Below are 23,258 nucleotides of genomic sequence, written 5' to 3'. Positions count from 1 at the left end.
GGCGTCGGTCGTGGCGGCGGGGCACCCAGCGCAGGCGGAGGTCCGCCGAGAGATCCGGCGGGCCCTGCGTGAGGTCCTGGGCGGCGCGAAGGGGGGTCAGTCACCGCTGATCCTCGCGGCCGTCAGCGGGGGAGCGGACTCGCTCGCGCTCGCCGCCGGCCTGGCCGCAGAGGCGGCGGCCCTCGGGGTCCGCGCGGGTGCCGTGGTCGTCGACCACGGGCTGCAGACCGGCTCGGCCGGGACAGCCGATACCGCCGCGGCGCAGTGCCGAGAGCTCGGCCTCGACCCGGTGCGGATCGAGCGGGTGCAGGTCGACCCGATCGGCGAAGGGGTGGAGGCTGCCGCCCGCGCCGCCCGCCACGATGTCCTGGACCGGGTCGCGAAGGAGAGCGGATCCCCCTTCGTCCTCCTCGGGCACACCCGGGACGACCAGGCCGAGCAGGTGCTCCTCGGCCTCGCCCGCGGGTCCGGCGCGCGATCGCTGGCCGGCATGCCGGCCCGTCGGGGGCGCCTTCTGCGGCCGTTGCTCGGCGTCAGCCGCGCCACCACCCACGCGGCCTGCGCGGCGTGGGGGCTCACCCCCTTCGCCGACCCGATGAACGAGGACCCCGCCTTCGCCCGCGTCCGCGCCCGCCGGGCGCTCGCTGACCTCGAGGCCGACCTCGGCCCGGGGCTGACCGAGGCTCTCAGCCGCTCGGCCGACCTGCTGCGGGTCGACGCGGACCACCTCGACGGGCTCGCCCGGGCCGCGCTGGCTCCCTTCGCCTCAGTGGCCGAGCTGCCTCTGGCCGACCTCGCGGCGCTGCCCACGGCGGTGCGGACCCGGGTCCTGCGTCGCCTCCTGCTCGGCCGAGGGGCCCGCCCGGGCGATCTGTCGGCGGCGCACGTCGCCGCCGTGGACCGCCTCGTCACCGGGCGGCGGGCCCGGGGACCGCTCCACCTGCCCGGCATCCGGGTGAGCCGGGTCGGCAAGGGGGCAGACGCCCGGCTGTCCATCGAGGCGGTCGCTCCGGTCTAATAGGGGCCGTGGACGCCAAGGACATCGAGGCAGACCTGATCAGGGTGCACTGCACCGAGGAGCAGATCCAGACCCGGCTCGGTGAGCTGGCCGTCGAGGTCTGGGACCACTACGAGGGCAAGGACCTGCTCCTCGTCGGCGTCCTCAAGGGCGCGGTGATGGTCATGGCCGACCTCATGCGCCACCTGCCCGGCTCGGCGCCGATGGACTGGATGGCGGTGAGCTCCTACGGCTCGGGCACCAAGTCCTCCGGGGTGGTACGAATCCTCAAGGACCTCGACGCCGACATCACCGGCAAGCACGTGCTCATCGTCGAGGACATCATCGACTCCGGGCTGACCCTGTCCTGGATCCGCGCCAACCTCAGCTCGCGCAACCCTGCCTCGGTCGAGATCCTCACCCTGCTGCGCAAGCCAGACGCCGCGAAGGTCGAGATCGACACGCGGTGGGTCGGCTTCGACATCCCCAACGAGTTCGTCGTCGGCTACGGCCTCGACTACGACGAGGGCTACCGCAACCTGCGCGACGTCGCGACCCTCGCCCCGCACGTCTACTCCTGAGCCCACGGCGGGAGTGGCGGAACACCGGACCGCGTGACGGCGTTGCCCTCGGTGGCTGAGTGCTTCCCGACAGCCGCGTCGGGTAGGTTCGGCCATTGATCCTGCCGCCCACGCGCGGTCGACACTCGACGAGGAAGTCCGGGAACCCCCGAAGCCGCATGAACGCAAAGAAGATCGTCCGCGCCCCGCTGTTCTGGGCGCTCGCCCTGCTCGCCATCTTCCTGCTCGTCTTCCAGATGGGCAGCGGCAGCGAGTACGCCCGGATCGACACCTCCGCCGCCGAGAAGCTCGTCTCGGACAAGAAGGTGGAGCAGGCGCACTTCACCAGCGACAACACCCTGCAGCTGGACCTGACGGACGGGAGCACCTACTCCGACGGGCAGGCGGTGGACAAGGCGACGAAGGTCGAGACCGAGTTCGTCGACGCCCGCGCCGAGCACATGGTCAACCTCGTCGACGAGAACGTCCCCGGGGTGGTCAACGACACGATCGAGGAGCCGAGCATCTGGAGCTCGCTGCTCCTCTCGCTCCTCCCGCTGCTGCTGCTCGTCGCGCTCTTCTGGTTCCTCATCAGCCAGGCGCAGGGCGGCGGCAACCGGGTCATGCAGTTCGGCAAGTCCAAGGCCAAGCTCGCCTCGAAGGAGGCGCCGAAGGTCACCTTCGCCGATGTCGCCGGCGCCCAGGAGGCGGTCGAGGAGCTGCACGAGATCAAGGAGTTCCTCAAGGAGCCGAGCAAGTTCCTCGCCGTCGGCGCGAAGATCCCCAAGGGTGTGCTGCTCTACGGCCCGCCCGGCACGGGTAAGACCCTGCTCGCCCGGGCGGTCGCCGGCGAGGCGGGCGTGCCGTTCTACTCGATCTCGGGCTCGGACTTCGTCGAGATGTTCGTCGGTGTCGGTGCCTCCCGCGTGCGAGACCTCTTCGAGCAGGCCAAGAGCAACGCTCCGGCGATCGTCTTCGTCGACGAGATCGACGCGGTGGGCCGCCACCGCGGCGCCGGCCTCGGCGGCGGGCACGACGAGCGCGAGCAGACGCTGAACCAGCTGCTCGTCGAGATGGACGGCTTCGACGTCAAGTCCAACGTCATCCTCATCGCGGCGACCAACCGGCCGGACATCCTCGACCCCGCGCTCCTGCGCCCGGGCCGCTTCGACCGCCAGATCGCCGTCGAGGCGCCGGACATGATCGGCCGGCACCGCATCCTCGAGGTCCACGCGTCGGGCAAGCCGATGGCGCCCGGGGTGGACCTGCTGGCCGTCGCTCGTCGGACCCCTGGCATGACCGGTGCCGACCTGGCCAACGTGCTCAACGAGGCCGCGCTGCTCACCGCGCGTAGCGACAAGCAGTTCATCGACGACGCGACGCTCGACGAGGCGATCGACCGGGTGATGGCCGGTCCGCAGAAGCGCACCCGGATCATGAGCGCCAAGGAGCGCAAGATCACCGCCTACCACGAGGGCGGGCACGCGCTGGTGGCGGCGGCGATGAACCACACCGACCCCGTCGCCAAGATCACGATCCTGCCGCGTGGACGTGCCCTCGGGTACACGATGGTGCTGCCGAGCGACGACAAGTACTCCACCACGCGCAACGAGATCCTCGACCAGCTGGCCTATGCCCTCGGCGGACGCGTCGCGGAGGAGATCATCTTCCACGACCCGACCACGGGCGCGGCCAACGACATCGAGAAGGCCACCGCGATGGCCCGCAAGATGGTCACCGAGTTCGGCATGAGCGAGCGGATCGGCGCGGTCAAGCTCGGGCAGAGCCAGGGAGAGGTCTTCCTCGGCCGCGACATGGGCCACCAGCGTGACTACTCCGAGGACATCGCCGCGATCGTCGACGAAGAGGTGCGCCGCTTCATCGAGGCCGCGCACGACGAGGCCTGGCACGCGCTGAACGACAACCGGGACGTCCTCGACCAGCTCGTCCTCGAGCTGCTCGAGCACGAGACGCTCGGGCCCAAGGAGATCGCCGAGATCTTCACTGACGTGCGCAAGCGTCCGGTACGCCCGACCTGGCTCTCCAGCGACGAGCGCACCCTCTCCGACAAGCCGCCGGTGCTCACTCCTGCCGAGCAGGAGGCCATGGCCCGGCGCGACGCCGAGCAGCCGGCCAGCCCGACCGGGGCGCCACCGGCTGGCGTGGGTGAGCAGCTGGGCGACCCGCAGACCACCGCCGCGATCGACCAGGCCGCCGAGGAGGGCGCGAGCCCGTACCCGGAGGAGAACCCGCCGGCGCAGACCGAGCAGCTGCCTCCCGGCGGCACGGTCGACCCGGACGGACCGCACAGCTGAACCGACAGGCGAGCAGGAGGCGCGATCGTGAGCCACGACCTCACCGCGGAGGCCGCCGCGTGGGACACCCCGCCCGACCGGGCGATGGATCTGCCTCGGATCGAGGCCGCGGTGCGCGAGATCCTCATCGCCGTCGGTGAGGACCCCGACCGTGAGGGTCTGCTCGACACCCCGGCCCGGGTCGCCCGCTCCTACGCGGAGACCTTCGCCGGGCTGCACCAGGACCCCGCCGGACTGCTCGCGACGACCTTCGACATCGACCATGACGAGCTCGTCATCGTCCGGGACATCGCCCTGTACTCCACCTGCGAGCACCACCTGGTGCCCTTCCACGGCGTCGCGCACGTCGGCTACGTGCCCGGACGCAGCGGCAAGGTCACCGGCCTGAGCAAGCTCGCACGGCTGGTCGACGTCTACGCACGCCGCCCGCAGGTGCAGGAGCGGCTCACGACGCAGATCGCCGACGCGCTCGTCGAGCACCTCGACGTCGCGGGCGTCATCGTCGTGGTCGAGGCCGAGCACCTCTGCATGTCGATGCGCGGGGTGCGCAAGCCCGGCGCCCGAACCCTCACCTCCGCCGTCCGCGGGCAGCTGCGCGACCCGGCCACCCGGGCAGAGGCGATGGCGCTGCTCACCGAGGCCCGATGACGCCGGCGACTCCTGCTCGGCCCGGACCGCTGGTCATGGGCATCGTCAACGTCACCCCGGACTCGTTCAGCGACGGCGGTGAATGGTTCGACCCCGAGCGCGCGGTCGAGCACGGCGTGGAGCTGGCGGATCAGGGTGCCGCGATCGTGGACGTCGGGGGCGAGTCGACCCGGCCAGGGGCGCACCGACCGAGCGAGGAGGACGAGCTGGCCCGCGTCCTGCCGGTCGTGGAGGGGCTGAGCGAGCAGGGCGTCACGGTATCGGTCGACACGATGCGGGCCTCGGTCGCTCGAGCCGCCCTCGAGGCCGGTGCGACGATGATCAACGACGTGAGCGGGGGGCTTGCGGACCCGCAGATGCCGTCGGTGGTGGCCGGGACCGGTACTCCCTTCGTCGCGATGCACTGGCGCGGGCACAGCACCAGGATGCAGTCGCTGGCGCACTACGACGACGTCGTCGAGGATGTGTGCCGAGAGCTCACGGAGCGGGTCGAGGCGCTCGTGGCCGAGGGTGTCGGCGAAGACCAGATCATCCTCGACCCCGGCATCGGCTTCGCAAAGACCGCCGAGCACAACTGGGAGCTGCTGGCCGGCCTCGACGCCGTCGTGGCGCTCGGGCTGCCCGTCCTGCTCGGCACCTCCCGCAAGGGCTTCCTCGGGTCGGTCGGCCGCACTCGCGGCGCGGAGCGGGCCCCGCAGCAGCGTGATGTCGCCACCGCGGTGACCACGATGCATGCCGCGCTCAGCGGTGTCTGGGCGGTCCGGGTGCATGACGTCGTCGCCACCGTCGACGCTCTCGATGTCACGACCGCTCTGGCAGCCGCGGCAGGGGCTCGGCGATGACGCAGCGCCGCCCAGGTCGGCCGACCAGCACAGACACCATCGAGCTCATCGGCGTGCGAGCGCGCGGATTCCACGGCGTCCTGCCGGACGAACGACGCGACGGGCAAGACTTCGTCGTCGACGTCGTCATGGAGGTCGATCTCGCTCCCGCCGGGGCGAGTGACGCCCTGGAGCACACGGTGAGCTACGCCGAGGTCGCCGACGACGTCGTCGCGGTCGTCGAGGGGCCACCGCGCGACCTCATCGAGGTCGTGGCGAGCGACATCGCCGAGCTGACCCTGCGGCGTCCCCGGGTCGGCGCCGTCGAGGTCACGGTACACAAGCCCCAGGCGCCGGTGGGTCACCCCTTCGCCGACGTCCGGGTGCGGATCCGCCGGAGCCGCCGCTCCCCGGTCGTCATCGCGCTGGGCAGCAACCTCGGTGACTCGGGGACGACGCTCGCCGAGGCTGCGGAGCGGATCACTGACGTGATCGAGATCGAGTCCGAGAGCCCCATCTACCGCACCGACCCGGTCGGGGGGCCGGAGCAGGCCGAGTACCTCAACTCCGTCGTCGTCGGGCACACCGCGCTGACCCCTTGGGCTCTGCTGCACGAGCTGAACAGAATCGAGGCCGAGCACGGGCGGACTCGCGACATCCGGTGGGGGCCGCGCACCCTCGATCTCGACATCATCAGCTACGGCGCCCCGGGCAGACCGGACGAGGTCGTCCTCGACGAGCCGGACCTGATCCTGCCGCACCCCCGAGCGCACGAGCGCGCCTTCGTCCTCGTGCCGTGGCTGGCGGCCGACCCCGACGCACGCCTACGGGTAGGCGAGGAGGTGCACCGCGTGAGCGACCTGGTCAGCCGGTGCGACACCTCAGGGGTGCGCGCCGACGGGTCCCCCCGATGATCGAGACCGGGCTGCGCCTGCGGACCTCGCTGCTGGTGGCGCTCGCAGCGTCGGTGACCTCGTGGCTGCTCAGCCGCTGGTGGCTCTCCGAGGGACGGGCTGCGCTGCAGGCTCCGTGGCTGGCGCCCGTGCTCCTGCTCGTCATGGCCGGTGCCCTGCTCGTCGTCGCCTGGCCGCTGCGCCGGTACCGCAAGGGTGGCCGGCCGGTCGATCCGCTACGTGCAGCTCGGGTGCTCGCGCTCTGCCAGGCGGCAGCGCTGACCGGCGCGGTGGTCCTTGGGCTGTACCTGGGGCACGCCGGTGCGCTGCTCCCGGACGTCGGCTTCGGGCAGTACGGCGAGCGGGTGCTCCGCCTGGTCCTCGCTGCCGCTACGGCCGCCAGCGTGGTCGTCGCGGCGCACGTGGGGCAGTCGTGGTGCCGGGTCAGGGACGACCCGGATGAGGACCCCGAGCGGTAACGGTCATGCGGGCTCGGCCCACACCACCCAGTTGCCCTGGTAGTGGCCTCCGTCGAGTGGCGTGGTCGGGTCGCAGGTGATGAGTCGCAACACCGGGCGCGGGTTGTCGTGGTCCCAGATCGAGTCGTCGGTGGGCACCTGGGTCTTGCCCGCGGCCTCGGAACGAGTGATCCGGAAGTTCACGACCTTCCCTGAGCCATAGGTCACCTTGACCGTGTCGCCGGCACGGACCTCTCTTCGGCCCGCACCCAGGTGCGCGAGCTTGACATCCAGCGAGCATCGACCTAGCCCCGTCCGTGCAGGTCGGCAGGGGTTTCGAGCCACAAACTACTGATCGGTCACATCGCGAGACCTGGGCACGCGCCGCGGTTGTCGCCTCATCGGTCGGCGTCGCCGATCATGAAGCACATCGAGGCCAGCAGGGGGACGAGCTCCTCGACGCGGTGCCCCGGCACGACGAAGCCGAGCGAGGAGACGGTGCAGAAGGAGGCGGAGCGCAGCTTCAGCCGCCAGGGCGTCTTGTCTCCTCGGGAGACGAGGTAGTAGCCGTTCTCGCCGAGCGGGCTCTCCGTCGCCGTGTACCGGTCACCCTCCGGCACCCGCAGCACCTTGGGCAGGCGCTGGTTGATCGGCCCCTGCGGCAGCGAGCGCATCCCCTCGACGCAGGCGTCGACGAGATCCAGCGAGACGGCGCTCTGCTCCAGCAGCACCTCCAGGCGGGCCGGCACGTCCCCGGCCGAGCGGGTGATGACCCTCCCCGGACCCCCCGGGGAGAAGAGGTCACCGTAGGCAAGGTAGGGCGCGTCGCGGCGCAGGTCCATGTCGATCCCGCTGGCCCGCGCAGCGGGCCCACTCACCCCCAGGTCCAGGGCGAGCGAAGGGGGGAGTCGGCCCACCCCCTTCGCCCTGTCGACCGCGGGGTCGGCCAGCAGCGCCTCCGAGATGACGGCCAGCCTGCGGCGGACGTCGGCGCAGGTGTCGTCGACCCTCCCGAGCCAGCCGGCGGGCAGGTCGTCCTTGAGACCCCCGACGCGGTTGAACATGAAGTGCATCCGCCCGCCGGTGAGCTCCTCCATGACCGCCTGGACCCCCTCCCGGGCCGCGTGCGCCTCGGCGGCCACCGGCGAGGACCCACCCTCGACGGGGAAGGCGCCGAGGAAGACCAGGTGGCTGAGCACGCGGCCCAGCTCGGCGAGCAGGGTGCGAGCCCAGACGGCGCGTTCGGGCAGCTCCATCCCGAGCATCGCCTCGACGCCGAGGACGACGCCGAGCTCGCTGCTGAAGGCCGACAGCCAGTCGTGCCGGTTGGCCAGGACGGTGATCTGGCGGTAGTCGCGCACCTCGAAGAGCTTCTCGGCGCCGCGGTGGAGGTACCCCACGACGGGCTCGGCGCGTTCGATGACATCGTCTCGCAGGGACACTCGCAGTCGCAGCATGCCGTGCGCGGACGGGTGGTGCGGGCCCAGCCCGAGGACCAGGTCGACGCCTTGGCCGCCACCGCCGACGCCGAGCGTGAGCTCCGAGGCAGCGGGCGAGCGGTCTGGCATGCGGGCGAGTATGCCTTCTCCCCGGCGCTGCCAACGGCCAGCCTGGTTACAGTCGAGACCGTGCCCCCATCTGCCCGTGCCCTCCTGGCGGGCGCACTCTCGGCGGTCGCGCTCGCCGCCGCTACGGGGGTGCCCTGGTCCGAGCAGGGCGAGGCCCGAGGACAGGTGGCCCACGTCAGCGTCCTCGAGCCCTGGTACCGCGCCCTCGACGGCTCCGCCGACGCGCCCGCGACGGTCGTCGTCATGGGCGACTCCGTCAGCGAGGGCTACGGCGCGGTCGCCGACCTCGAGCGACGGTGGGTCGGCCGGTTGCAAGACAACCTCCGCGCGACCCTGCCGGGTTCGACCTGCCCCGTCGGCAGTGGTGGGTACGAAGGAACGACCTCGCTCGTGCCGGCGTGGTACGCGGCGCCGAGCCTGCCCGACCCGCAGATCGACGGCGAGCACCTCCTGCTCGACGAGGTCGGGCCCGGCGGTCGGGCGGTGCTGCTCGGTCCTGGCGCGTCGATCACCTGGCGGGCCCGGGCGGCGGAGGTGGCGATCGGCTACCGTACCGGCCGGGTCGGGGGCGTCCTGCGGGTCACCGTCGACGGTGAGACCGCGCTGGCCGGGGCGGCGATCGAGACCGAGTCCGAGGAATCGGCCCGTCAGGTCTGGTTCTCGGCGACCCGGGACGTCGAGCAGCGCAGGTACACGGTGACCAACGTGAGCCGCAAGCGGTACGCGACGGTGACAGACATGACGCCCTATCTGGGCGACCGTGGCCGGTGCGTTCACGTCGTCGACGCCTCGCACTCCGGCATCGCCGCAAGCACGGTGAGCGCTCGACCGGACTACGTCCGCGACTCGATCTCGATGAACCCCGACCTCCTCGTCCTTCCGCTCGGCTTCAACGACGCCCGCGCCGGGCGCTCGCCGGAGCAGCTGCAGCGCAGCGTCGCCCGGATCATCGCGATCGCCCGCTCCAGCGGGTACCGCGGCCCGGTGCTGCTGGCGTCCTGGCACACCCCACCGCCCGGCTTCTTCGACACCTCGTGGTGGGACTACCGCGCCTCCCTGCAGGAGCTGGCAGGCGACCGCGGGGTCGCCTATGTCGACATCGGCAGCGACCTTCCCCCGGTAGCGGGCGCCCCGAAGGGGGTCTATCTCGACGCCCTCCACCCCGGGCCGAGAGGGCAAGAGCTCATCGCCGCCGCGATGACCCGCAGCCTGACCCGGACCGGGCCGGTCGTCCCCGGCGCCCAGTAGCTCGCAAGGCCTTGCCGGGAGGTGCGGCCTTGGGTGGTACGAGCCTTGGTAGGTGCGGCTTCACTCGATTTGCGAGGATCGGCCCATGCCCGAACCGGCCGACCTGCTCGACCTGGACGACCCGGAGGTCGTCGCCGACCCCTATCCCGCGCTGCACCACCTGCGCGAGCACGCCCCCTTCGCCTGGCACGAAGGCCTGCACGCGCACGTCGCGACGGGGCACGAGCAGGTGTCCGCCGCGCTGCGGAACCGCTCGCTGGGCCGGATCTTCACCGACCGCGAGCCGGCGGCGGACTGGTCGACCTTCAACTGGCTGCACGCCGACTCGATCCTCGACAGCGAGCCGCCGAAGCACACCCGGCTGCGTCGCCTCGTCGCGGGTGCCTTCGGTCGCGGTCACGTGGCGCGGCTCGCTCCCCGCATCGAGAAGATCGCCCGTGAGCTCGTCGAGCAGGCAGGCGATGGCCCCTTCGACCTCATCGACGCGGTCGCCGAGCCGTTGCCGGTCACCGTCATCGCCGAGCTGCTGGACTGGCCGCAGGCCGACCGGCACCTGCTGCGGCCGTGGAGCCAGGCCATCGTGAAGATGTACGAGGTCTCGCCCACGCCGCAGGAGCAGGCGGCGGCCCAGCAGGCGGCGCGCGACTTCGCCGAGTACGCCGACGCGCTCGCCGACCACCGCGCCCGGCATCCCGGCAGCGACCTCCTGACCGATCTCGTGACCGCCCGCGATGCCGGCGACCGGCTGAGCCGGCGCGAGCTCGTCGCGACCGTCGTGCTGCTGCTCAACGCCGGGCACGAGGCGAGCGTCAACGGCCTGGGCAACGGCATGCACTCCTGGCTGACCGCCGGAGCCCCCGCCGTGGACACCGACGATGAGGGCGCCACCGAGTCGCTGGTCGAGGAGATGCTGCGTCACGACAGCCCGCTGCACCTCTTCGAGCGGACCGCGACGCAGGACGTGGTCGTCGCCGGCCACGAGGTGGCGAAGGGGGAGAAGGTCGTGGTCCTGCTCGGGGCGGCAAACCGTGACCCGGCCGTCTTCGCCGATCCGGACGTCTTCGACCCCCGCCGCTCGCCGAACCCTCATCTCGCGTTCGGTCTCGGCATCCACTTCTGCATCGGGGCCCCGCTCGCCCGTCTCGAGATGCAGCAGGCGGTGCGCGCCCTCCTCTCGGCCCACCCGCCTCTGGAGGTTCGCGACGCGGTGCGCCGGCCCACCTTCGTCCTGCGCGGCTTCGAGCGACTCGTCCTGGCCCCCGCCTAGCGGCCCGCTCGGGGAGTCACCGGGCGATGACCCACCAGAAGTCGCCGAAGGGGTGGCCGGTGAGCGATGTGGTGGCGCCGGCGTCGGCGAGGCCCTGGAGGTAGCGGGACGGGTCGGTGCTGGCCTCGCGGGGGTCAGGTAATGCCGAGGACGGTCCCCAGCGGCGGACCGCCTCACGGCCGAGCAGCCGGGTGCTCTGGCGAAGGGAGTCCACCGCCACGTGCGCGGTGAGGTCACCGCTGCCGTCCGGGACCGGCGGAACCGCTCGCCCTTCGCGGTAGCCGGTGAGCGTGCCGTGGCGAGGGCGGCTCTCCCGGGTGTGGCCGTAGTCGATCGCCACCGCCGCCAGCGGCCGCCACCGCTCGAGCATCGTCGCCCAGGCCTCGTCTCGTGCGAGGCCGATCTCGACCCGGGAGCCGGGATCGCGCTCCGGCCACCATCGGTGCGCCCACTCCTGCTCGGCGCGCACGGGCTCTTGCCCCAGTCGCTCCCGGCTGGACGCGTCGACCTCGACGGTTCGCAGCCGACCGTGCGGGTCCACCTCGGCGATCGTGCATGGCACGACGTCGAGCCACTCGTGCGCCACCACCAGCGCCCGCCCCAGCGGCACGGCGCCCGCCTGGGCGACCTGCTCGACCCCCGGCAGCCGTGCGCCGCCAGGGGAGCGCACCCACCCGATCCCCGGCGACAGGCTCGTCGGTCGCTCGACGACGTCGCAGCCGGTCAGGGCGCCGGCGAAGCCGACCTCGCGCAACGCCTCGAGCAGCTCACCGCGACCCGCGCCGAGGTCGACGACCCCGTCGGCGCCGAGCTCACTGGCCAGATTGGCCAGGGTGCGCGCCAGGGCACGCCCGGGGACGCCGTGGGTCGCCGTCGCGAAGTGGCCCGCCGGACCGGCCGACCCCCGGTAAAAGCCGCCGGCGCCGTACAACGCCTCGTCCCACGCCCGCGCCCAGCTCTGCACGTCCGCCAGCGTAGGAGTCAGGCGGGCCGGTACCGTCGGGGCCGTGACCACCGGCGCGAGCAGGACCGACCCGGACATGCCGCGACCGTGGCTGCGGGTCGGTGTCGTCGGTGCCGGGCGAGTCGGCGCGGTCCTCGGCGCCGCCCTCGCCGCCGCGGGCCACCGTGTCGTCGCCGTCAGCGCCGTGAGCGAGGCCAGCCGGGAGCGGGCCGACGCGCTGCTGCCCGGTGTGCCGGTGCAGCCCGTCGAGGACGTCGTCGCTGCTGGCGACCTCGTACTCCTCGCCGTGCCCGACGACGCCCTCGCCGACCTCGTCGCCGGTCTCGGCGCGCGGGGTCTGTGGCGGCCCGGCCAGATCGCGGCGCACACCTCGGGGCGGCACGGGCTCGCCCCCTTCGCTCCCGCGGCGGACCGAGGCGTCCTCCCCCTCGCCCTGCACCCCGCGATGACCTTCACCGGGACCAGCCTCGACCTGGCGCGCCTGACCGAGTGCTGCTTCGGCATCACCGCGCCCGACCCGGTGCGTGCCGTCGCCGAGGCGCTCGTCGTCGAGATGGGCGGCGAGCCGGTCTGGGTGCCGGAGGAGGCACGCACGCTCTACCACGCAGCGCTCGCGCACGGCTCGAACCACCTCGTCACCCTCGTCGCGCAGGCTCGCGAGATCCTCGCCGCGGCCGGTATCGAGGACGGGGAGAGGCTGCTGCGCCCCCTGCTGCAGGCCAGTCTCGACGGCTCCCTCGCCTCGGGTGACGGCGCCCTGACCGGCCCCGTCTCGCGAGGCGACGTCGGCACCCTCGCCGCTCACCTCGACGCCCTCGAGCCGCTGGCCGAGGACCTGCGCCCGGCCTATGTCGCGCACGCCACGGCCACCGCGCACCGGGCGGCGCGCACCCGTCGGCTCCGGCCCGACCAGGCCGACGCCGTCCTCGCCGCCCTCGGGGAGGCGGGCACGCCCCCTTCGCCGCTGTCCTCGCCAGCCGTCCCGCCACCGACACCCGACGAGAAGGACCACCGATGACCGAGCCGAGCACACCCCGGGTCGCCCGCACCCGCGACGAGCTGCGGGCCGCCCGCGCGGAGCTGGCCGGGCAGACCGCGGTCGTGATGACCATGGGGGCCCTGCACGAGGGGCACGCCACTCTCATCCGGCAGGCGCGGGAGGAGGCCGACCACGTCGTCGTGACGATCTTCCTCAACCCGCTGCAGTTCGGGCCGCGCGAGGACCTCTCGAAGTACCCGCGCACCTTCGACGACGACCTCGCGATCTGCGAGCGGGAGGGGGCCGACCTCGTCTTCGCCCCGACCCCTGACGTCGTCTACCCCGATGGTGACCCCGGCGTGCGGATCTCGGCGGGGCCGCTCGGCGACGTCCTCGAGGGGCAGTCCCGGCCGGGCCACTTCGACGGCATGCTCACCGTCGTCGCCAAGCTCATGCACCTCACCGGCGGTGACGCCTTCTACTTCGGGCAGAAGGACGCCCAGCAGCTCCTCCTCATCCGCCGGATGGTCCGCGACGTCGACTTCCCCGCCCAGGTGGTCTCGGTGCCGACCGTGCGGGAGGCCGACGGTCTCGCGATGAGCAGCCGCAACACCTACCTCACCGACAGCGACCGCGAGGTGGCGCTCTCGCTCTCCCAGGCGCTCTCCGCGGGCGCCGCTGCGGCCGCGGAGGGTCCCTCGTCGGTCCGCCGCGCGGCCCGCGCCGTCCTCGTCCAGGAGCCGCTGGTGCTCGTGGACTACCTCGTCCTGGTTCACCCGACGACGCTGGAGGACGTCCCCGAGTGGTACCGCGGAGAGGCGTTGCTCGCCGTCGCGGGCCGGGTCGGGACTACCCGGCTCATCGACAACACCCCGGTGGTCATCGGTCCGGGTGGCGGGCGGCGGGACGTCTTCTCCCAGACCCTCGACCCGGTGCCCTGAGGCGGACGGACGGGCGAAGGGGGCGACCGCCCCCTTCGATATCCTCGGGCGAGTGAGTGAGACCCCCGCCGACCCGAACCCGACCGACGACCTGCCCGAGCAGCTCCGGGTACGCCGGGAGAAGCGGGACCGGCTGCTCGCGGCGGGCGCCGCGCCGTACCCGACGAGCGTTGCGCGCACCCACACGCTCGCCGAGGTCGCCGCCCGGTACGAGCACCTCGAGACCGGTGAGGAGACCGACGACGTCGTCACCGTCGCGGGCCGGGTGATGTTCGTGCGGACCACCGGCAAGCTCGCCTTCGCCTCGCTGCAGGAGGGCGTCGGTGACCGGCTGCAGGTGATGCTCTCGCTCGCTGAGGTCGGCGAGGAGTCGCTGGCGGCGTGGAAGGCCGATGTCGACCTCGGCGACCACGTCAGCGTCACCGGCCGGGTGATCCGCTCCCGGCGCGGTGAGCTCTCGGTCATGGCGAGCAGCTGGTCGATGGCGAGCAAGGCGCTGCGGCCGCTGCCCGTGCTGCACAAAGAGCTCTCCGAGGAGGCCAGGGTGCGCCAGCGCTACGCCGACCTCGTGGTGCGCCAGGAGGCCCGCGACATGGTGCGCACCAAGGCCACGGTGCTGCGCGCGGTCCGCTCCACCCTCGACGGTGACGGCTACGTCGAGGTCGAGACCCCGGTGCTCCAGCTGGTCCACGGCGGGGCAGCAGCTCGCCCCTTCGCGACGCACATGAACGCCTTCGACCAGGACATGTCCTTGCGGATCGCCCTTGAGCTCAACCTCAAGAAGGCCGTCGTCGGCGGGGTCGACCGGGTCTACGAGATGGGTCGGATCTTCCGCAACGAGGGCGTCGACTCCACGCACAGCCCCGAGTTCACGATGCTCGAGGCGTACGAGGCCTACGGCGACCAGCGCAGCGTCGCCGACCTCACCCGGCGGATCTACCTCGCCGTTGCCGACGCGCTGGGGTCGCGCCAGGTGGAGACGCCGATGGGGACCGTGGACCTCGACGGGTCGTGGCGTTGGCTGTCGGTCTACCCGGGCCTGTCCGAGGCGCTCGGGCGGGAGGTCACCCCGGACACGGCGAAGGGGGATCTGCTCGCGATCGCCGCCGAGCGGGAGGTCGAGGTCGACCCGTCCTGGCCGGCCGGCAAGATCGTCATGGAGCTCTTCGGCGAGATCGTCGAGCCGGGGATCCTCGAGCCGACCTTCGTGTGCGACTATCCGGCCGAGGCGCAGCCGCTCGCGCGGCGGCACGACGAGGACCCCCGACTGATCCACGCCTGGGACCTCATCATCGCCGGGGTCGAGCGAGGCACCGGGTTCACCGAGCTGGTCGACCCCGTGGTCCAGCGCGAGGTGCTCACGGCGCAGTCGCTCGCGGCAGCCGCGGGCGACCCCGAGGCGATGCAGCTCGACGAGGATTTCCTGCGGGCGCTGGAGTACGGCGCGCCGCCCATGGGCGGGATCGGGATCGGTATCGACCGGATGGTGATGTTCTTCACCGGTGCGGGTATTCGCGAGACCCTGCTCTTCCCCCACCTCAAGCCGGAGGCATAGATGCTCGACACGATCGGCCCGTACGTGGCCACCCTGCTGCCCACGGCCGGGGTCGCATTCCTTTTCTACTGGATCATCCGGTACATGCTCGAGGCGGACCGGCGTGAGCGCAAGGCGATCGCCGCGTGGCGCAAGGAGCACGAGATCGCCGACGGCGAGCGCCCTGCCGGCCAGCAGGAGGATGCATCGCGCACCGCTCCGGCGGCGGCAGTCGAGGACATGTCGAGCGAAGAAAAAGGCGGCAGGTCCGACGCCTGATTTCGCCGGGCGTCGATTTCGTCGTGAATCGACTGGGGCGTTATTCTGTTTCTTCCGGGGGTAAACGCAGATCGCGACCGCGATATGCACCGGACATCACCTGAGTGCAGACGAAAGGCCAGACGAAATGGCACAGCGAGTGCAGATCATCCTTGAGGACGACCTCGATGGCGGCCCCGCCGAGGAGACCGTGACATTCGGTCTGGACGGCGTGACCTACGAGATCGACCTCAACGAGCGCAACGCCGCCGCCCTGCGCGACGGCATGGCCCGCTACGTGGGCAACGCCCGCCGGGCCGGGGGCCGCAAGCAGACCGGCCGCAAGTCCTCTGGCGGCGGCAGCAACGAGACCGCCAAGATCCGCGAGTGGGCCAAGGCCAACGGCTACGACGTGAGCGAGCGTGGCCGGATCTCCGCCGAGGTCCAGGAGGCCTACGCGAAGGCGAACGGCTGACGCGCGAGCAGCATCCAGATGCCGGCGGCGGTGACTTCGCCGCCGGCATCCGTGCTCTCAGCGCGTCGTTGTCCTTCCTGCGGGTCACCCCCGCCCACGGTCGGCGTCCCGGGGAGATCCCGCTCGACGCGCCCCTTCGGGACCCGGCGCGGATCCGGTGGTGGATCGAGTCCTACCGCGCGCTGACGTTGCTCCAGGCGGGGGAGTGTCCGCCGGGGGTGGCCTCGACCTTTGTGCTGCAGTTCCACCTCGACGCCTTCGCCCGGGTGGTCGCTGCTGCCGCGCTGACCGGGCGGTGGGTGCTCGACACCGACCCGGCCCGCTACGCGCTGGTGCTCGACCCGACCTACCTCTTCCCGGTGGAGGTCCGGGTGGCGAAGGGGGAGTCCCGGGTGATCCACGACCCGGTCGAGCGCCTTCGGCTCGCCGAGGACGGGTACCGACCCGCTGCGACCGCGCTCGCCCGCGCCTTCCCGGCCGTGGAGAAGATGTCGAGCCGGCAACGCGACGGCATGGCCGAGGACATGTGGGCCCGGGCCGTCCACCAGCATCGTGGCGGTCCGGTGCCGCGGCGTCGCTCGTGCTGCCTCATGTACGCCCTGCCCGGCCTCGACGTCTGCGCCGGCTGCCCCCGCACGCCCGACCCACCCCCTTCGCTCGACCCACCACCCTCGCCCGACCCGCCCCCTTCGCCCGACCCGCCCCCTTCGCCTCCCTCGCCCACCGCAGGTCCCTAGGTTTCTGTCAGGCGCTCAGGAACATTCCTGAGCGTCTGACAGAAACCTAGGGAAATTCGGATCTGGGTCAGGGGAGGAGGTCGGCGAGCAGGTCGCCGTCGGTCTCCAGCCGGGCGAGCACCTCGGTGTGGTCGAGCTGGACCAGCGCGTCGGGGTCCTCCGACCCCGCCTCGATCTCGTCCCAGGTGCGCGGCGCCGCGACCCACGGGTCCTCCCGGCCGCGCATCGAGTAGGGGCAGATCGTCGTCTTGGCTGCGACGTTCTGGCTCCAGTCGAGGAAGACCTTGCCCGGGCGCAGCGTCTTGGTCATCTTCCACAGCACGAGGTCGGGCCGGGTCGCGGTCATCTCCTGCGCCAGCTGCTGGGCGAGGTCGCGCACCTGCGCGCTCGTCAGATCACCGCCGAGCGCGGCGTAGAGCTGCATTCCCTTGCTGCCGGAGGTGACCGGGTACAGCTGCATGCCGAGCGCCCCGAGCCGCTCGCGCAGCAGCAGCGCCACCTGAGCGCACTCGTGCAGACCGGCGGGCGCGCCCGGGTCGAGGTCGATGACCAGCCGGTCCGGGTTCACCGGCTCACCGTCGATCACCCGCCACTGCGGCACGTGCAGCTCGATGCTGTTGAGGTTGACGAGGTAGGTCAGCTGGGCCAGGTCACGCACGAGCGGGTAGGTCACGTCGTCCAGACGCACCCGGTCCAGCCACGACGGCGCGCCGGACGGGACGTTCTTCTCGAAGAAGCTGGCATCCTCGACCCCATGCGGGAAGCGCACCCGCGTCACCGGCCGGTCGGCGAGGTGCGCCAGGAGGGTCGCCCCGACGCCCGCGTAGTAGCTGAGCAGCTCCCCCTTCGTCGTCTCGGTCGCGGGGTACATCACCTTGTCCAGCGAGGTCAGTCGCAACCGGCGGCCCTCGACCTCGACGCGGGTGACCTGCGGGTCAGGCATCGCCGAGCTCGCTCAGGTCGGCGGGACGCAGGTCGGTGCGCACGGCGACCAGGCTCGGTTGGCGCAGCTTGCCGCTGCTGCCGCGCCCCAGGTGACGCACGTCGACGACCACCTCGGGCTCGGTCCACGTCGCCCCTCTCGCGTCCTCGACCGGGACGTCGGTGGCGAAGGGGGACTCGGCGGCCTCGGTGAGCCGGTCGCGCAGCGCCTGGCCGGTCCGCCCGCCGAGGCCGGAGCCGACCCGGCCGACGTAGGCCCAGCCGCCGTCGCCGTCGGGGACCCCGGCGAGGATCGCCCCCAGCCGGGTGGCGCTCCCGGTCTCGGGGCGCCACCCGCCGACGACGACAGAGAGGGTCGGGCGGTGCGCGAGCTTGCGCCAGTCCGGCGAGCGTCGGCCCGGGGTGTAGCGGGCCTCGCGCCGCTTGGAGACCACACCCTCCAGGCCCTGCTCGGCGGTGACGGCAAGCAGGCCGGCGCCGTCGTCGTAGACCGCCGGCACCTGCCAGCGCGGACCGTCGAGCTCGAGCTGCTCCAGCAGCGCCCGGCGCGCGGTCCACGGCTGCTCGGTGAGGTCCTGACCGAGCAGCCGGAGGACGTCGAAGGCCATGAGCGTCACCGGGCGTGCGCCGGCGAGGGTCGCGGCCTTGCGCGCGCTCGCCACGTGCATCCGCTCCGCCAGCGCCGAGAACGACGGCACGCCGTCCTCGAGCGTGATCACCTCGCCGTCGAGCAGCATGTCGTCGTACAGGGTCGCTAGCGGCGCCAGCTCCGGGAAGGCGGCGGTGACGTCTCGACCCGACCGGCTGGTCAGGCGCAGCTGACCCCCCTTCGCCTCTGCGAGCACCCGCATCCCGTCCCACTTGACCTCGTGCACCCAGGCCGGGCCGGTCGGGACGCTGTCGGTGGGTGAGGCGAGCATGGGGCGCACCTGCCCGATCCTGCCGCACAAGGGGCATGCTTGGGTCATGCGCGCGATCTGGAAGGGTGCCGTCTCCTTCGGCCTGGTCAACGTCCCGGTGCGGCTGTACTCGGCCACGGAGAACCACGACGTGCAGTTCCGGCAGGTGCACGCCAGCGACGGCGGGCGCATCCGGTACCGGCGGGTGTGCCAGATCGACGGTGAGGAGGTTGCCTACGACGACATCGCGAAGGGGTACGAGACCGAGGACGGGGAGATGGTCGTCCTCACCGACGAGGACTTCGCCGACCTGCCGACGCGATCGAGCAAGGAGATCAGCGTCGAGAAGTTCGTGCCCGCCGACCAGATCGACCCGATCTACTTCGACAAGACGTACTACCTCGAGCCGGACAAGGCCGCGCAGAAGCCGTACGTCCTGCTGCGCGACGCCCTCGAGGGGGAGGACCGGGTGGCGGTCGCGACGGTCTCGATCCGCACCCGGATGACGATGGCGACGCTGCGCGTGCGTGAGGGCATGATCGTCATGCAGACGATGATCTGGCCTGACGAGGTGCGCTCGGTGGACTCCTTCGGCGACCTCGGGGAGGACCTCGAGGCCAGCGACAAGGAGATGGCGATGGCCCGGGTGCTCATCGAGCAGCTCGAGGGCGAGTTCGACCCGGACGACTACGAGGACGACTACGCCAACGCGGTCAAGGAGCTGGTCCGCGCCAAGGTCGAGGGCGGCGAGGTCAAGGTCAGCGCCCCCGAGGAGGACGAAGGGGGAGAGGTCGTCGACCTGCTCGCGGCCCTGGCGAAGTCGGTGGAGACGGCCAAGAGCCGGCGTGGGGAGTCCACCTCGAGCGGCTCGGGTGGTTCGTCGGGCGGGACGTCGTCGCAGAAGTCGGCGACGAAGAAGACCGCGGCCAAGAAGTCTCCCGCGAAGAAGTCCACGGCCAAGAAGTCCACCGCGAAGAAGACCCCTGCCAAGAAGACGACGAAGAAGAGCACCGCGAAGTCCACGGCGAAGAAGAAGGCCAGCTGAGGTGCCCGAGGGGCACACCCTCCACCGCATCGCCCGCGACCTCGACGCCGCCTTCGCCGGTCAGGCGGTGCGGGTCAGCTCCCCGCAGGGACGCTTCGCCGACGGCGCCGCGCTGCTCGACGGCGGGGTGCTCGAGGAGGCCCGCGCGTACGGCAAGCACCTCTTCGTCGAGATCGGTGAGCGCATCCTGCACGTCCACCTCGGGCTGATCGGCACCTTCACCATCGACGAGGTGGCCTACACCGGCGAGCGGCCGGTGATCGGGCGGGTGCGCTGCCGGATCGAGAGCGAGGCGCACGTGGCCGACCTGCGCGGCCCGATGCGCTGCGAGGTGATCACTCCCGAGGACGAGACGGCGACGGTCGCCAAGCTCGGCCCGGACCCCCTTCGCGACGTCTCCGGTGACGTGGCCTGGACCCGGATCAGCCGGTCCAAGAAGTCGGTCGCCGCCCTCCTCATGGACCAGTCGGTGCTGGCCGGGGTCGGCAACGTCTACCGCTGCGAGGTGCTCTTCCGCGCCGGGATCGACCCGATGACGCCGGGGCAGCGGCTCGGCCGCGAGCAGTGGGAGCAGGTCTGGGCCGACCTGCGCCGGTTGCTGCCGCTGGGGATCGCGACGAGCCGGATCGTCACCCTGCCCGAGCAGGTGGAGGAGGTCGAGGCGACCCTGGCGAAGGGGGATGAGGTGCACCTCACCGAGCGGGCCAGCTTCGTCTACAAGCGGACCGGCGAGCCGTGCCTGGTGTGCGGGAATCCGGTGCAGGCGTCGGATGTCGCTGGTCGGACGCTGTACTGGTGCCCGGTCTGTCAGCGCGCGTGAAGCAACCCTGTTGATAACTCGGCGACGAGATCTCGGCCTGGTCAACGTCGTGACCGGCCTCGTGATGGCGGCTGCCCTCGCGCCCTGGTCTCGGATCGTCGTAGGCGTGACCCGAGCCCTTGGGTCGGATCGGGCGACCGCAGAGGAGGTGACGGAACATCCCTTCGCCTCGATGCGTTGAGCCCACCAGATCGGTCTGGCTCGTCTCCTCGGTGTCCGCTCCCAGCGAACGGCGTAGGAGCGGCGGCCCAGCCCGGATAGAGTCGAGGCAGCCAAGCTGAGAAGGGGTGTCCCCATGTTCGAGAGGTTTACCGATCGAGCGCGTCGTGTCGTCGTGCTCGCGCAAGAAGAGGCGCGCCTGCTCAACCACAACTACATCGGCACCGAGCACATCCTGCTCGGGCTGATCCACGAGGGCGAAGGGGTGGCCAGCAAGGCGCTGGAGTCCCTCGGCATCTCGCTGGAGCAGGTGCGGGAGCAGGTCCAGGACATCATCGGCCCCGGCCAGCAGGCGCCGTCCGGCCACATCCCCTTCACGCCACGGGCGAAGAAGGTGCTCGAGCTCTCGCTTCGCGAGGCGCTCCAGCTCGGCCACAACTACATCGGCACCGAGCACATCCTGCTCGGCCTGATCCGTGAGGGCGAAGGGGTGGCCGCCCAGGTCCTCGTCAAGCTCGGCGCGGACCTCGGTCGGGTGCGCCAGACCGTGATCCAGCTGATCTCTGGCTACCAGGGCGGCAAGGGCGGCGAGACTGCCGCCGCCGGCGTCGGTGCCAGCTCCGGCGGTGCCGAGGGGCAGCCGGCCGGATCCCTCGTCCTCGACCAGTTCGGGCGCAACCTCACCCAGGCCGCCCGCGAGGACGCCCTCGACCCGATCGAGGGGCGCGAGACCGAGATCGAGCGGGTCATGCAGACCCTCTCGCGGCGCACCAAGAACAACCCCGTCCTCGTCGGCGAGCCCGGCGTCGGCAAGTCCGCGATCGTCGAGGGGCTGGCCCAGCGGGTCGTCGCCGGCGACGTGCCCGAGACCCTCAAGGACAAGCAGCTCTACACCCTCGACCTCGGCTCGCTCGTGGCCGGCAGCCGCTACCGCGGAGACTTCGAGGAGCGGCTGAAGAAGGTCCTCAAGGAGATCAAGACCCGCGGCGACATCATCCTCTTCATCGACGAGATCCACACCCTCGTCGGGGCCGGTGCCGCCGAGGGCGCGATCGACGCCGCGAGCATCCTCAAGCCGATGCTCGCCCGCGGCGAGCTGCAGACCATCGGCGCGACGACGCTCGACGAGTACCGCAAGCACATCGAGAAGGACGCCGCGCTGGAGCGCCGCTTCCAGCGGATCACGGTCGACGAGCCCACCGCCGAGGAGGCCGTCGAGATCCTCAAGAAGCTGCGCGACCGCTACGAGGCGCACCACGGCGTCGAGATCACCGACGCCGCGCTCGAGGCCGCGGTGCGGATGAGCGACCGCTACGTCAACGACCGCTTCCTGCCCGACAAGGCGATCGACCTCATCGACGAGGCCGGCGCTCGCATGCGTATCTTCCGCCTCACCGCGCCGCCGGACCTCAAGGAGCTCGACGACAAGATCGCCGACGTGCGCCGCGACAAGGAGTCGGCCATCGACGGCCAGGACTTCGAGCTCGCCGCGCGGCTGCGTGACGACGAGAAGACCCTGCTCCGGGAGAAGGCCGAGCGCGAGGAGAGCTGGAAGTCCGGCCGGATGGACACCCCCGCGCTGCTCGACGAGGAGCAGATCGCCGAGGTGCTCACGATGAGCACCGGCGTGCCGGTCGGCCAGATCAAGCAGGACGACGTCAGCCGCCTCATGAGCATGGAGTCCGAGCTGCACAAGCGGGTCATCGGCAACGACCGCGCCATCGAGGTGCTCTCACGCTCGATCCGCCGCACCCGGGCTGGGCTGAAGGACCCGCGCCGCCCCGGTGGCTCGTTCATCTTCGCCGGGCCGACCGGTGTCGGCAAGACCGAGCTGGCCAAGGCGCTCGCGGAGTTCCTCTTCGGCGACGAGGACGCGCTCATCACCCTCGACATGTCCGAGTTCTCGGAGAAGCACACCGCGAGCCGGCTCTTCGGCTCCCCGCCCGGGTACGTCGGCTACGACGAGGGTGGGCAGCTGACCGAGAAGGTCCGGCGCAAGCCCTTCTCCGTGGTCCTCTTCGACGAGGTGGAGAAGGCCCACCCGGACATCTTCAACAGCCTGCTGCAGGTGCTCGAGGAGGGCCGCCTGACCGACTCTCAGGGTCGGATGGTCGACTTCAAGAACACGGTGATCATCATGACCACCAACCTCGGCTCGCGAGAGATCCGGTCGGTCTCGCTCGGCTTCTCCGCGGGCGTGGACTCGGCCACCGAGTACGAGAAGATGCAGGCCTCGGTCCGCACGGCGCTCAAGGACAACTTCCGTCCCGAGTTCCTCAACCGCGTCGACGAGGTCATCGTCTTCCCCCGGCTCACCGAGGAGGAGATCATCCAGATCGTCGACCTCGAGGTCGCCAAGCTCGACAAGCGGCTCAAGGACCGCGACATGGGCATCGTGCTCAGTCCCGCGGCGAAGAAGGAGCTCGCCCACCGCGGCTACGACCCGTCGCTCGGCGCTCGGCCGCTCAAGCGGGCGATCCAGCGCGAGATCGAGGACGCCCTGTCGGAGAAGATCATCTTCGGCGAGCTCACCGACGGTCAGATCATCAGTGTCGACCTCGAGGGCGAGGGCAAGGACGCGACCTTCGTCTTCGAGTCCACGACCACCGACGACCTGCCGGTCGCGGTCGGCGTCGGTGACTCCGGCGACGGGGGCAGCGACTCCGACGGCCCCGTCACCGTCGGAGAGTAGCCAGAAGCAGTCGAAGGGGTGGATGCCGGCTCAGCCGG

23 protein-coding genes are annotated in these 23,258 nt (G+C 71.6%); 18 read left to right on the top strand and 5 right to left on the bottom strand.

All coding sequences use genetic code 11. The features are described 5' to 3' along the window. Positions 1–10: 10 nt before the first annotated feature. From tilS to FB557_RS05910, 7 genes are all read left to right on the top strand, one after another. Complete coding sequence (tilS, locus tag FB557_RS05940; protein WP_144856583.1) at positions 11–1,018, top strand: tRNA lysidine(34) synthetase TilS; 1,008 nt, start codon at positions 11–13, stop codon at positions 1,016–1,018. 8 nt (positions 1,019–1,026) lie between these two features. Further along, a complete protein-coding gene (gene hpt, locus FB557_RS05935) occupies positions 1,027–1,578 on the top strand; it encodes a hypoxanthine phosphoribosyltransferase (RefSeq protein WP_144856581.1) in 552 nt (183 codons plus the stop codon). A gap of 158 nt (positions 1,579–1,736) precedes the next feature. Further along, complete coding sequence (gene ftsH, locus FB557_RS05930; RefSeq protein WP_144856579.1) at positions 1,737–3,872, top strand: ATP-dependent zinc metalloprotease FtsH; 2,136 nt, start codon at positions 1,737–1,739, stop codon at positions 3,870–3,872. Between the two features lie 84 nt (positions 3,873–3,956). Next, on the top strand, positions 3,957–4,520 hold the full coding sequence (gene folE, locus FB557_RS05925; RefSeq protein ID WP_144857110.1) for a GTP cyclohydrolase I FolE: 564 nt from the start codon (positions 3,957–3,959) through the stop codon (positions 4,518–4,520). Next, complete coding sequence (gene folP, locus FB557_RS05920) at positions 4,517–5,362, top strand: dihydropteroate synthase (RefSeq protein ID WP_144856577.1); 846 nt, start codon at positions 4,517–4,519, stop codon at positions 5,360–5,362. Before folE ends, folP begins: the two co-directional genes overlap by 4 nt. Next, the gene (gene folK / locus FB557_RS05915) at positions 5,359–6,255 is read left to right on the top strand and encodes a 2-amino-4-hydroxy-6-hydroxymethyldihydropteridine diphosphokinase (protein ID WP_144856575.1); all 897 of its coding nucleotides are present in this window, start codon (positions 5,359–5,361) and stop codon (positions 6,253–6,255) included. The genes folP and folK overlap by 4 nt, the downstream gene beginning before the upstream one ends. After that, positions 6,252–6,713 carry a DUF3180 domain-containing protein gene (locus FB557_RS05910; protein WP_144856572.1) on the top strand — a complete coding sequence of 154 codons (462 nt, stop codon included), beginning with the start codon at positions 6,252–6,254 and terminating at the stop codon, positions 6,711–6,713. Before folK ends, FB557_RS05910 begins: the two co-directional genes overlap by 4 nt. Positions 6,714–6,716: 3 nt before the next feature. Here FB557_RS05910 and FB557_RS14800 read toward each other — a convergent pair whose 3' ends face one another. Together FB557_RS14800 and FB557_RS05900 are read right to left on the bottom strand one after the other, a co-directional pair. Then, on the bottom strand, positions 6,717–7,037 hold the full coding sequence (locus tag FB557_RS14800) for a sortase domain-containing protein (RefSeq protein ID WP_144856570.1): 321 nt from the start codon (positions 7,035–7,037) through the stop codon (positions 6,717–6,719). A 53-nt stretch (positions 7,038–7,090) separates the two neighbouring features. Then, complete coding sequence (locus FB557_RS05900; RefSeq protein WP_144856568.1) at positions 7,091–8,260, bottom strand: NADH-quinone oxidoreductase subunit D; 1,170 nt, start codon at positions 8,258–8,260, stop codon at positions 7,091–7,093. Between the two features lie 60 nt (positions 8,261–8,320). On the opposite strand from FB557_RS05900, the gene FB557_RS05895 reads away from it, so the two are divergent. Together FB557_RS05895 and FB557_RS05890 are read left to right on the top strand one after the other, a co-directional pair. Continuing rightward, the gene (locus FB557_RS05895) at positions 8,321–9,508 is read left to right on the top strand and encodes an SGNH/GDSL hydrolase family protein (protein WP_144856566.1); all 1,188 of its coding nucleotides are present in this window, start codon (positions 8,321–8,323) and stop codon (positions 9,506–9,508) included. Positions 9,509–9,593: 85 nt separating this feature from the next. Continuing rightward, entirely contained in the window at positions 9,594–10,775 is a 1,182-nt protein-coding gene (locus tag FB557_RS05890) for a cytochrome P450 (RefSeq protein ID WP_211356497.1), read from the top strand. Between the two features lie 16 nt (positions 10,776–10,791). On the opposite strand, the gene FB557_RS05885 is transcribed toward FB557_RS05890, so the two are convergent. Next, the gene (locus FB557_RS05885; protein ID WP_144856564.1) at positions 10,792–11,817 is read right to left on the bottom strand and encodes an SAM-dependent methyltransferase; all 1,026 of its coding nucleotides are present in this window, start codon (positions 11,815–11,817) and stop codon (positions 10,792–10,794) included. On the opposite strand from FB557_RS05885, the gene FB557_RS05880 reads away from it, so the two are divergent. The 6 genes from FB557_RS05880 to FB557_RS14320 all read left to right on the top strand — a co-directional run bounded on the left by FB557_RS05880 (position 11,816) and on the right by FB557_RS14320 (position 16,663). Beyond that, a complete protein-coding gene (locus tag FB557_RS05880; protein WP_144857108.1) occupies positions 11,816–12,757 on the top strand; it encodes a Rossmann-like and DUF2520 domain-containing protein in 942 nt (313 codons plus the stop codon). The two genes, FB557_RS05885 and FB557_RS05880, sit on opposite strands and share 2 nt — an antisense overlap. Further along, on the top strand, positions 12,754–13,659 hold the full coding sequence (panC, locus tag FB557_RS05875) for a pantoate--beta-alanine ligase (protein ID WP_144856562.1): 906 nt from the start codon (positions 12,754–12,756) through the stop codon (positions 13,657–13,659). The genes FB557_RS05880 and panC overlap by 4 nt, the downstream gene beginning before the upstream one ends. A gap of 52 nt (positions 13,660–13,711) precedes the next feature. Then, positions 13,712–15,214: a lysine--tRNA ligase gene (gene lysS / locus FB557_RS05870; protein ID WP_144856560.1), complete on the top strand. Its 1,503-nt coding sequence runs from the start codon at positions 13,712–13,714 to the stop codon at positions 15,212–15,214. Further along, positions 15,215–15,472 (top strand): hypothetical protein, encoded by a 258-nt coding sequence (locus tag FB557_RS14135; protein ID WP_170236188.1) that lies wholly within the window; start codon positions 15,215–15,217, stop codon positions 15,470–15,472. It abuts the gene before it with no gap. A gap of 127 nt (positions 15,473–15,599) precedes the next feature. Continuing rightward, on the top strand, positions 15,600–15,926 hold the full coding sequence (locus tag FB557_RS05860; protein WP_144856558.1) for a histone-like nucleoid-structuring protein Lsr2: 327 nt from the start codon (positions 15,600–15,602) through the stop codon (positions 15,924–15,926). 68 nt (positions 15,927–15,994) lie between these two features. Further along, positions 15,995–16,663, top strand: a complete 669-nt coding sequence (locus FB557_RS14320; RefSeq protein WP_144856556.1) for a (2Fe-2S)-binding protein — start codon at positions 15,995–15,997, stop codon at positions 16,661–16,663. 67 nt (positions 16,664–16,730) lie between these two features. Here the strand turns inward: FB557_RS14320 and ligD (FB557_RS05850) are convergent, their stop codons facing one another. Then, on the bottom strand, positions 16,731–17,606 hold the full coding sequence (gene ligD, locus FB557_RS05850) for a non-homologous end-joining DNA ligase (RefSeq protein WP_144856554.1): 876 nt from the start codon (positions 17,604–17,606) through the stop codon (positions 16,731–16,733). After that, positions 17,599–18,525, bottom strand: a complete 927-nt coding sequence (gene ligD / locus FB557_RS05845; RefSeq protein WP_170236209.1) for a non-homologous end-joining DNA ligase — start codon at positions 18,523–18,525, stop codon at positions 17,599–17,601. Before ligD (FB557_RS05845) ends, ligD (FB557_RS05850) begins: the two co-directional genes overlap by 8 nt. Before the next feature lie 46 nt (positions 18,526–18,571). Between ligD (FB557_RS05845) and ku the strand changes: the two genes are divergently transcribed. From ku to FB557_RS05830, 3 genes are all read left to right on the top strand, one after another. Beyond that, complete coding sequence (gene ku / locus FB557_RS05840; protein WP_144856550.1) at positions 18,572–19,549, top strand: non-homologous end joining protein Ku; 978 nt, start codon at positions 18,572–18,574, stop codon at positions 19,547–19,549. Between the two features lies 1 nt (position 19,550). Then, positions 19,551–20,369 carry an Fpg/Nei family DNA glycosylase gene (locus FB557_RS05835; RefSeq protein ID WP_144856548.1) on the top strand — a complete coding sequence of 273 codons (819 nt, stop codon included), beginning with the start codon at positions 19,551–19,553 and terminating at the stop codon, positions 20,367–20,369. Between the two features lie 295 nt (positions 20,370–20,664). Next, positions 20,665–23,220 (top strand): ATP-dependent Clp protease ATP-binding subunit, encoded by a 2,556-nt coding sequence (locus FB557_RS05830; RefSeq protein ID WP_144856546.1) that lies wholly within the window; start codon positions 20,665–20,667, stop codon positions 23,218–23,220. Positions 23,221–23,258 lie beyond the last annotated feature (38 nt).

It is taken from the genome of Marihabitans asiaticum (assembly GCF_007828725.1).
Lineage (GTDB): Bacteria > Actinomycetota > Actinomycetes > Actinomycetales > Dermatophilaceae > Marihabitans > Marihabitans asiaticum.
Note: the sequence above shows the minus strand (reverse complement) of the source record. Positions and strands in the feature narration are given on the sequence as shown.

Coding starts and splice junctions, on each gene's coding strand:
- ftsH (WP_144856579.1), top strand. CDS start 1,737: ATGAACGCAAAGAAGATCGTCCGCGCCCCGCTGTTCTGGGCGCTCGCC.
- folE (WP_144857110.1), top strand. CDS start 3,957: ATGGATCTGCCTCGGATCGAGGCCGCGGTGCGCGAGATCCTCATCGCC.
- folP (WP_144856577.1), top strand. CDS start 4,517: ATGACGCCGGCGACTCCTGCTCGGCCCGGACCGCTGGTCATGGGCATC.
- folK (WP_144856575.1), top strand. CDS start 5,359: ATGACGCAGCGCCGCCCAGGTCGGCCGACCAGCACAGACACCATCGAG.
- FB557_RS05910 (WP_144856572.1), top strand. CDS start 6,252: ATGATCGAGACCGGGCTGCGCCTGCGGACCTCGCTGCTGGTGGCGCTC.
- FB557_RS05900 (WP_144856568.1), bottom strand. CDS start 8,260: ATGCCAGACCGCTCGCCCGCTGCCTCGGAGCTCACGCTCGGCGTCGGC.
- FB557_RS05890 (WP_211356497.1), top strand. CDS start 9,594: ATGCCCGAACCGGCCGACCTGCTCGACCTGGACGACCCGGAGGTCGTC.
- FB557_RS05880 (WP_144857108.1), top strand. CDS start 11,816: ATGCCGCGACCGTGGCTGCGGGTCGGTGTCGTCGGTGCCGGGCGAGTC.
- FB557_RS05885 (WP_144856564.1), bottom strand. CDS start 11,817: ATGTCCGGGTCGGTCCTGCTCGCGCCGGTGGTCACGGCCCCGACGGTA.
- panC (WP_144856562.1), top strand. CDS start 12,754: ATGACCGAGCCGAGCACACCCCGGGTCGCCCGCACCCGCGACGAGCTG.
- FB557_RS14135 (WP_170236188.1), top strand. CDS start 15,215: ATGCTCGACACGATCGGCCCGTACGTGGCCACCCTGCTGCCCACGGCC.
- FB557_RS05860 (WP_144856558.1), top strand. CDS start 15,600: ATGGCACAGCGAGTGCAGATCATCCTTGAGGACGACCTCGATGGCGGC.
- ligD (WP_144856554.1), bottom strand. CDS start 17,606: ATGCCTGACCCGCAGGTCACCCGCGTCGAGGTCGAGGGCCGCCGGTTG.
- ligD (WP_170236209.1), bottom strand. CDS start 18,525: ATGCTCGCCTCACCCACCGACAGCGTCCCGACCGGCCCGGCCTGGGTG.
- ku (WP_144856550.1), top strand. CDS start 18,572: ATGCGCGCGATCTGGAAGGGTGCCGTCTCCTTCGGCCTGGTCAACGTC.
- FB557_RS05830 (WP_144856546.1), top strand. CDS start 20,665: ATGTTCGAGAGGTTTACCGATCGAGCGCGTCGTGTCGTCGTGCTCGCG.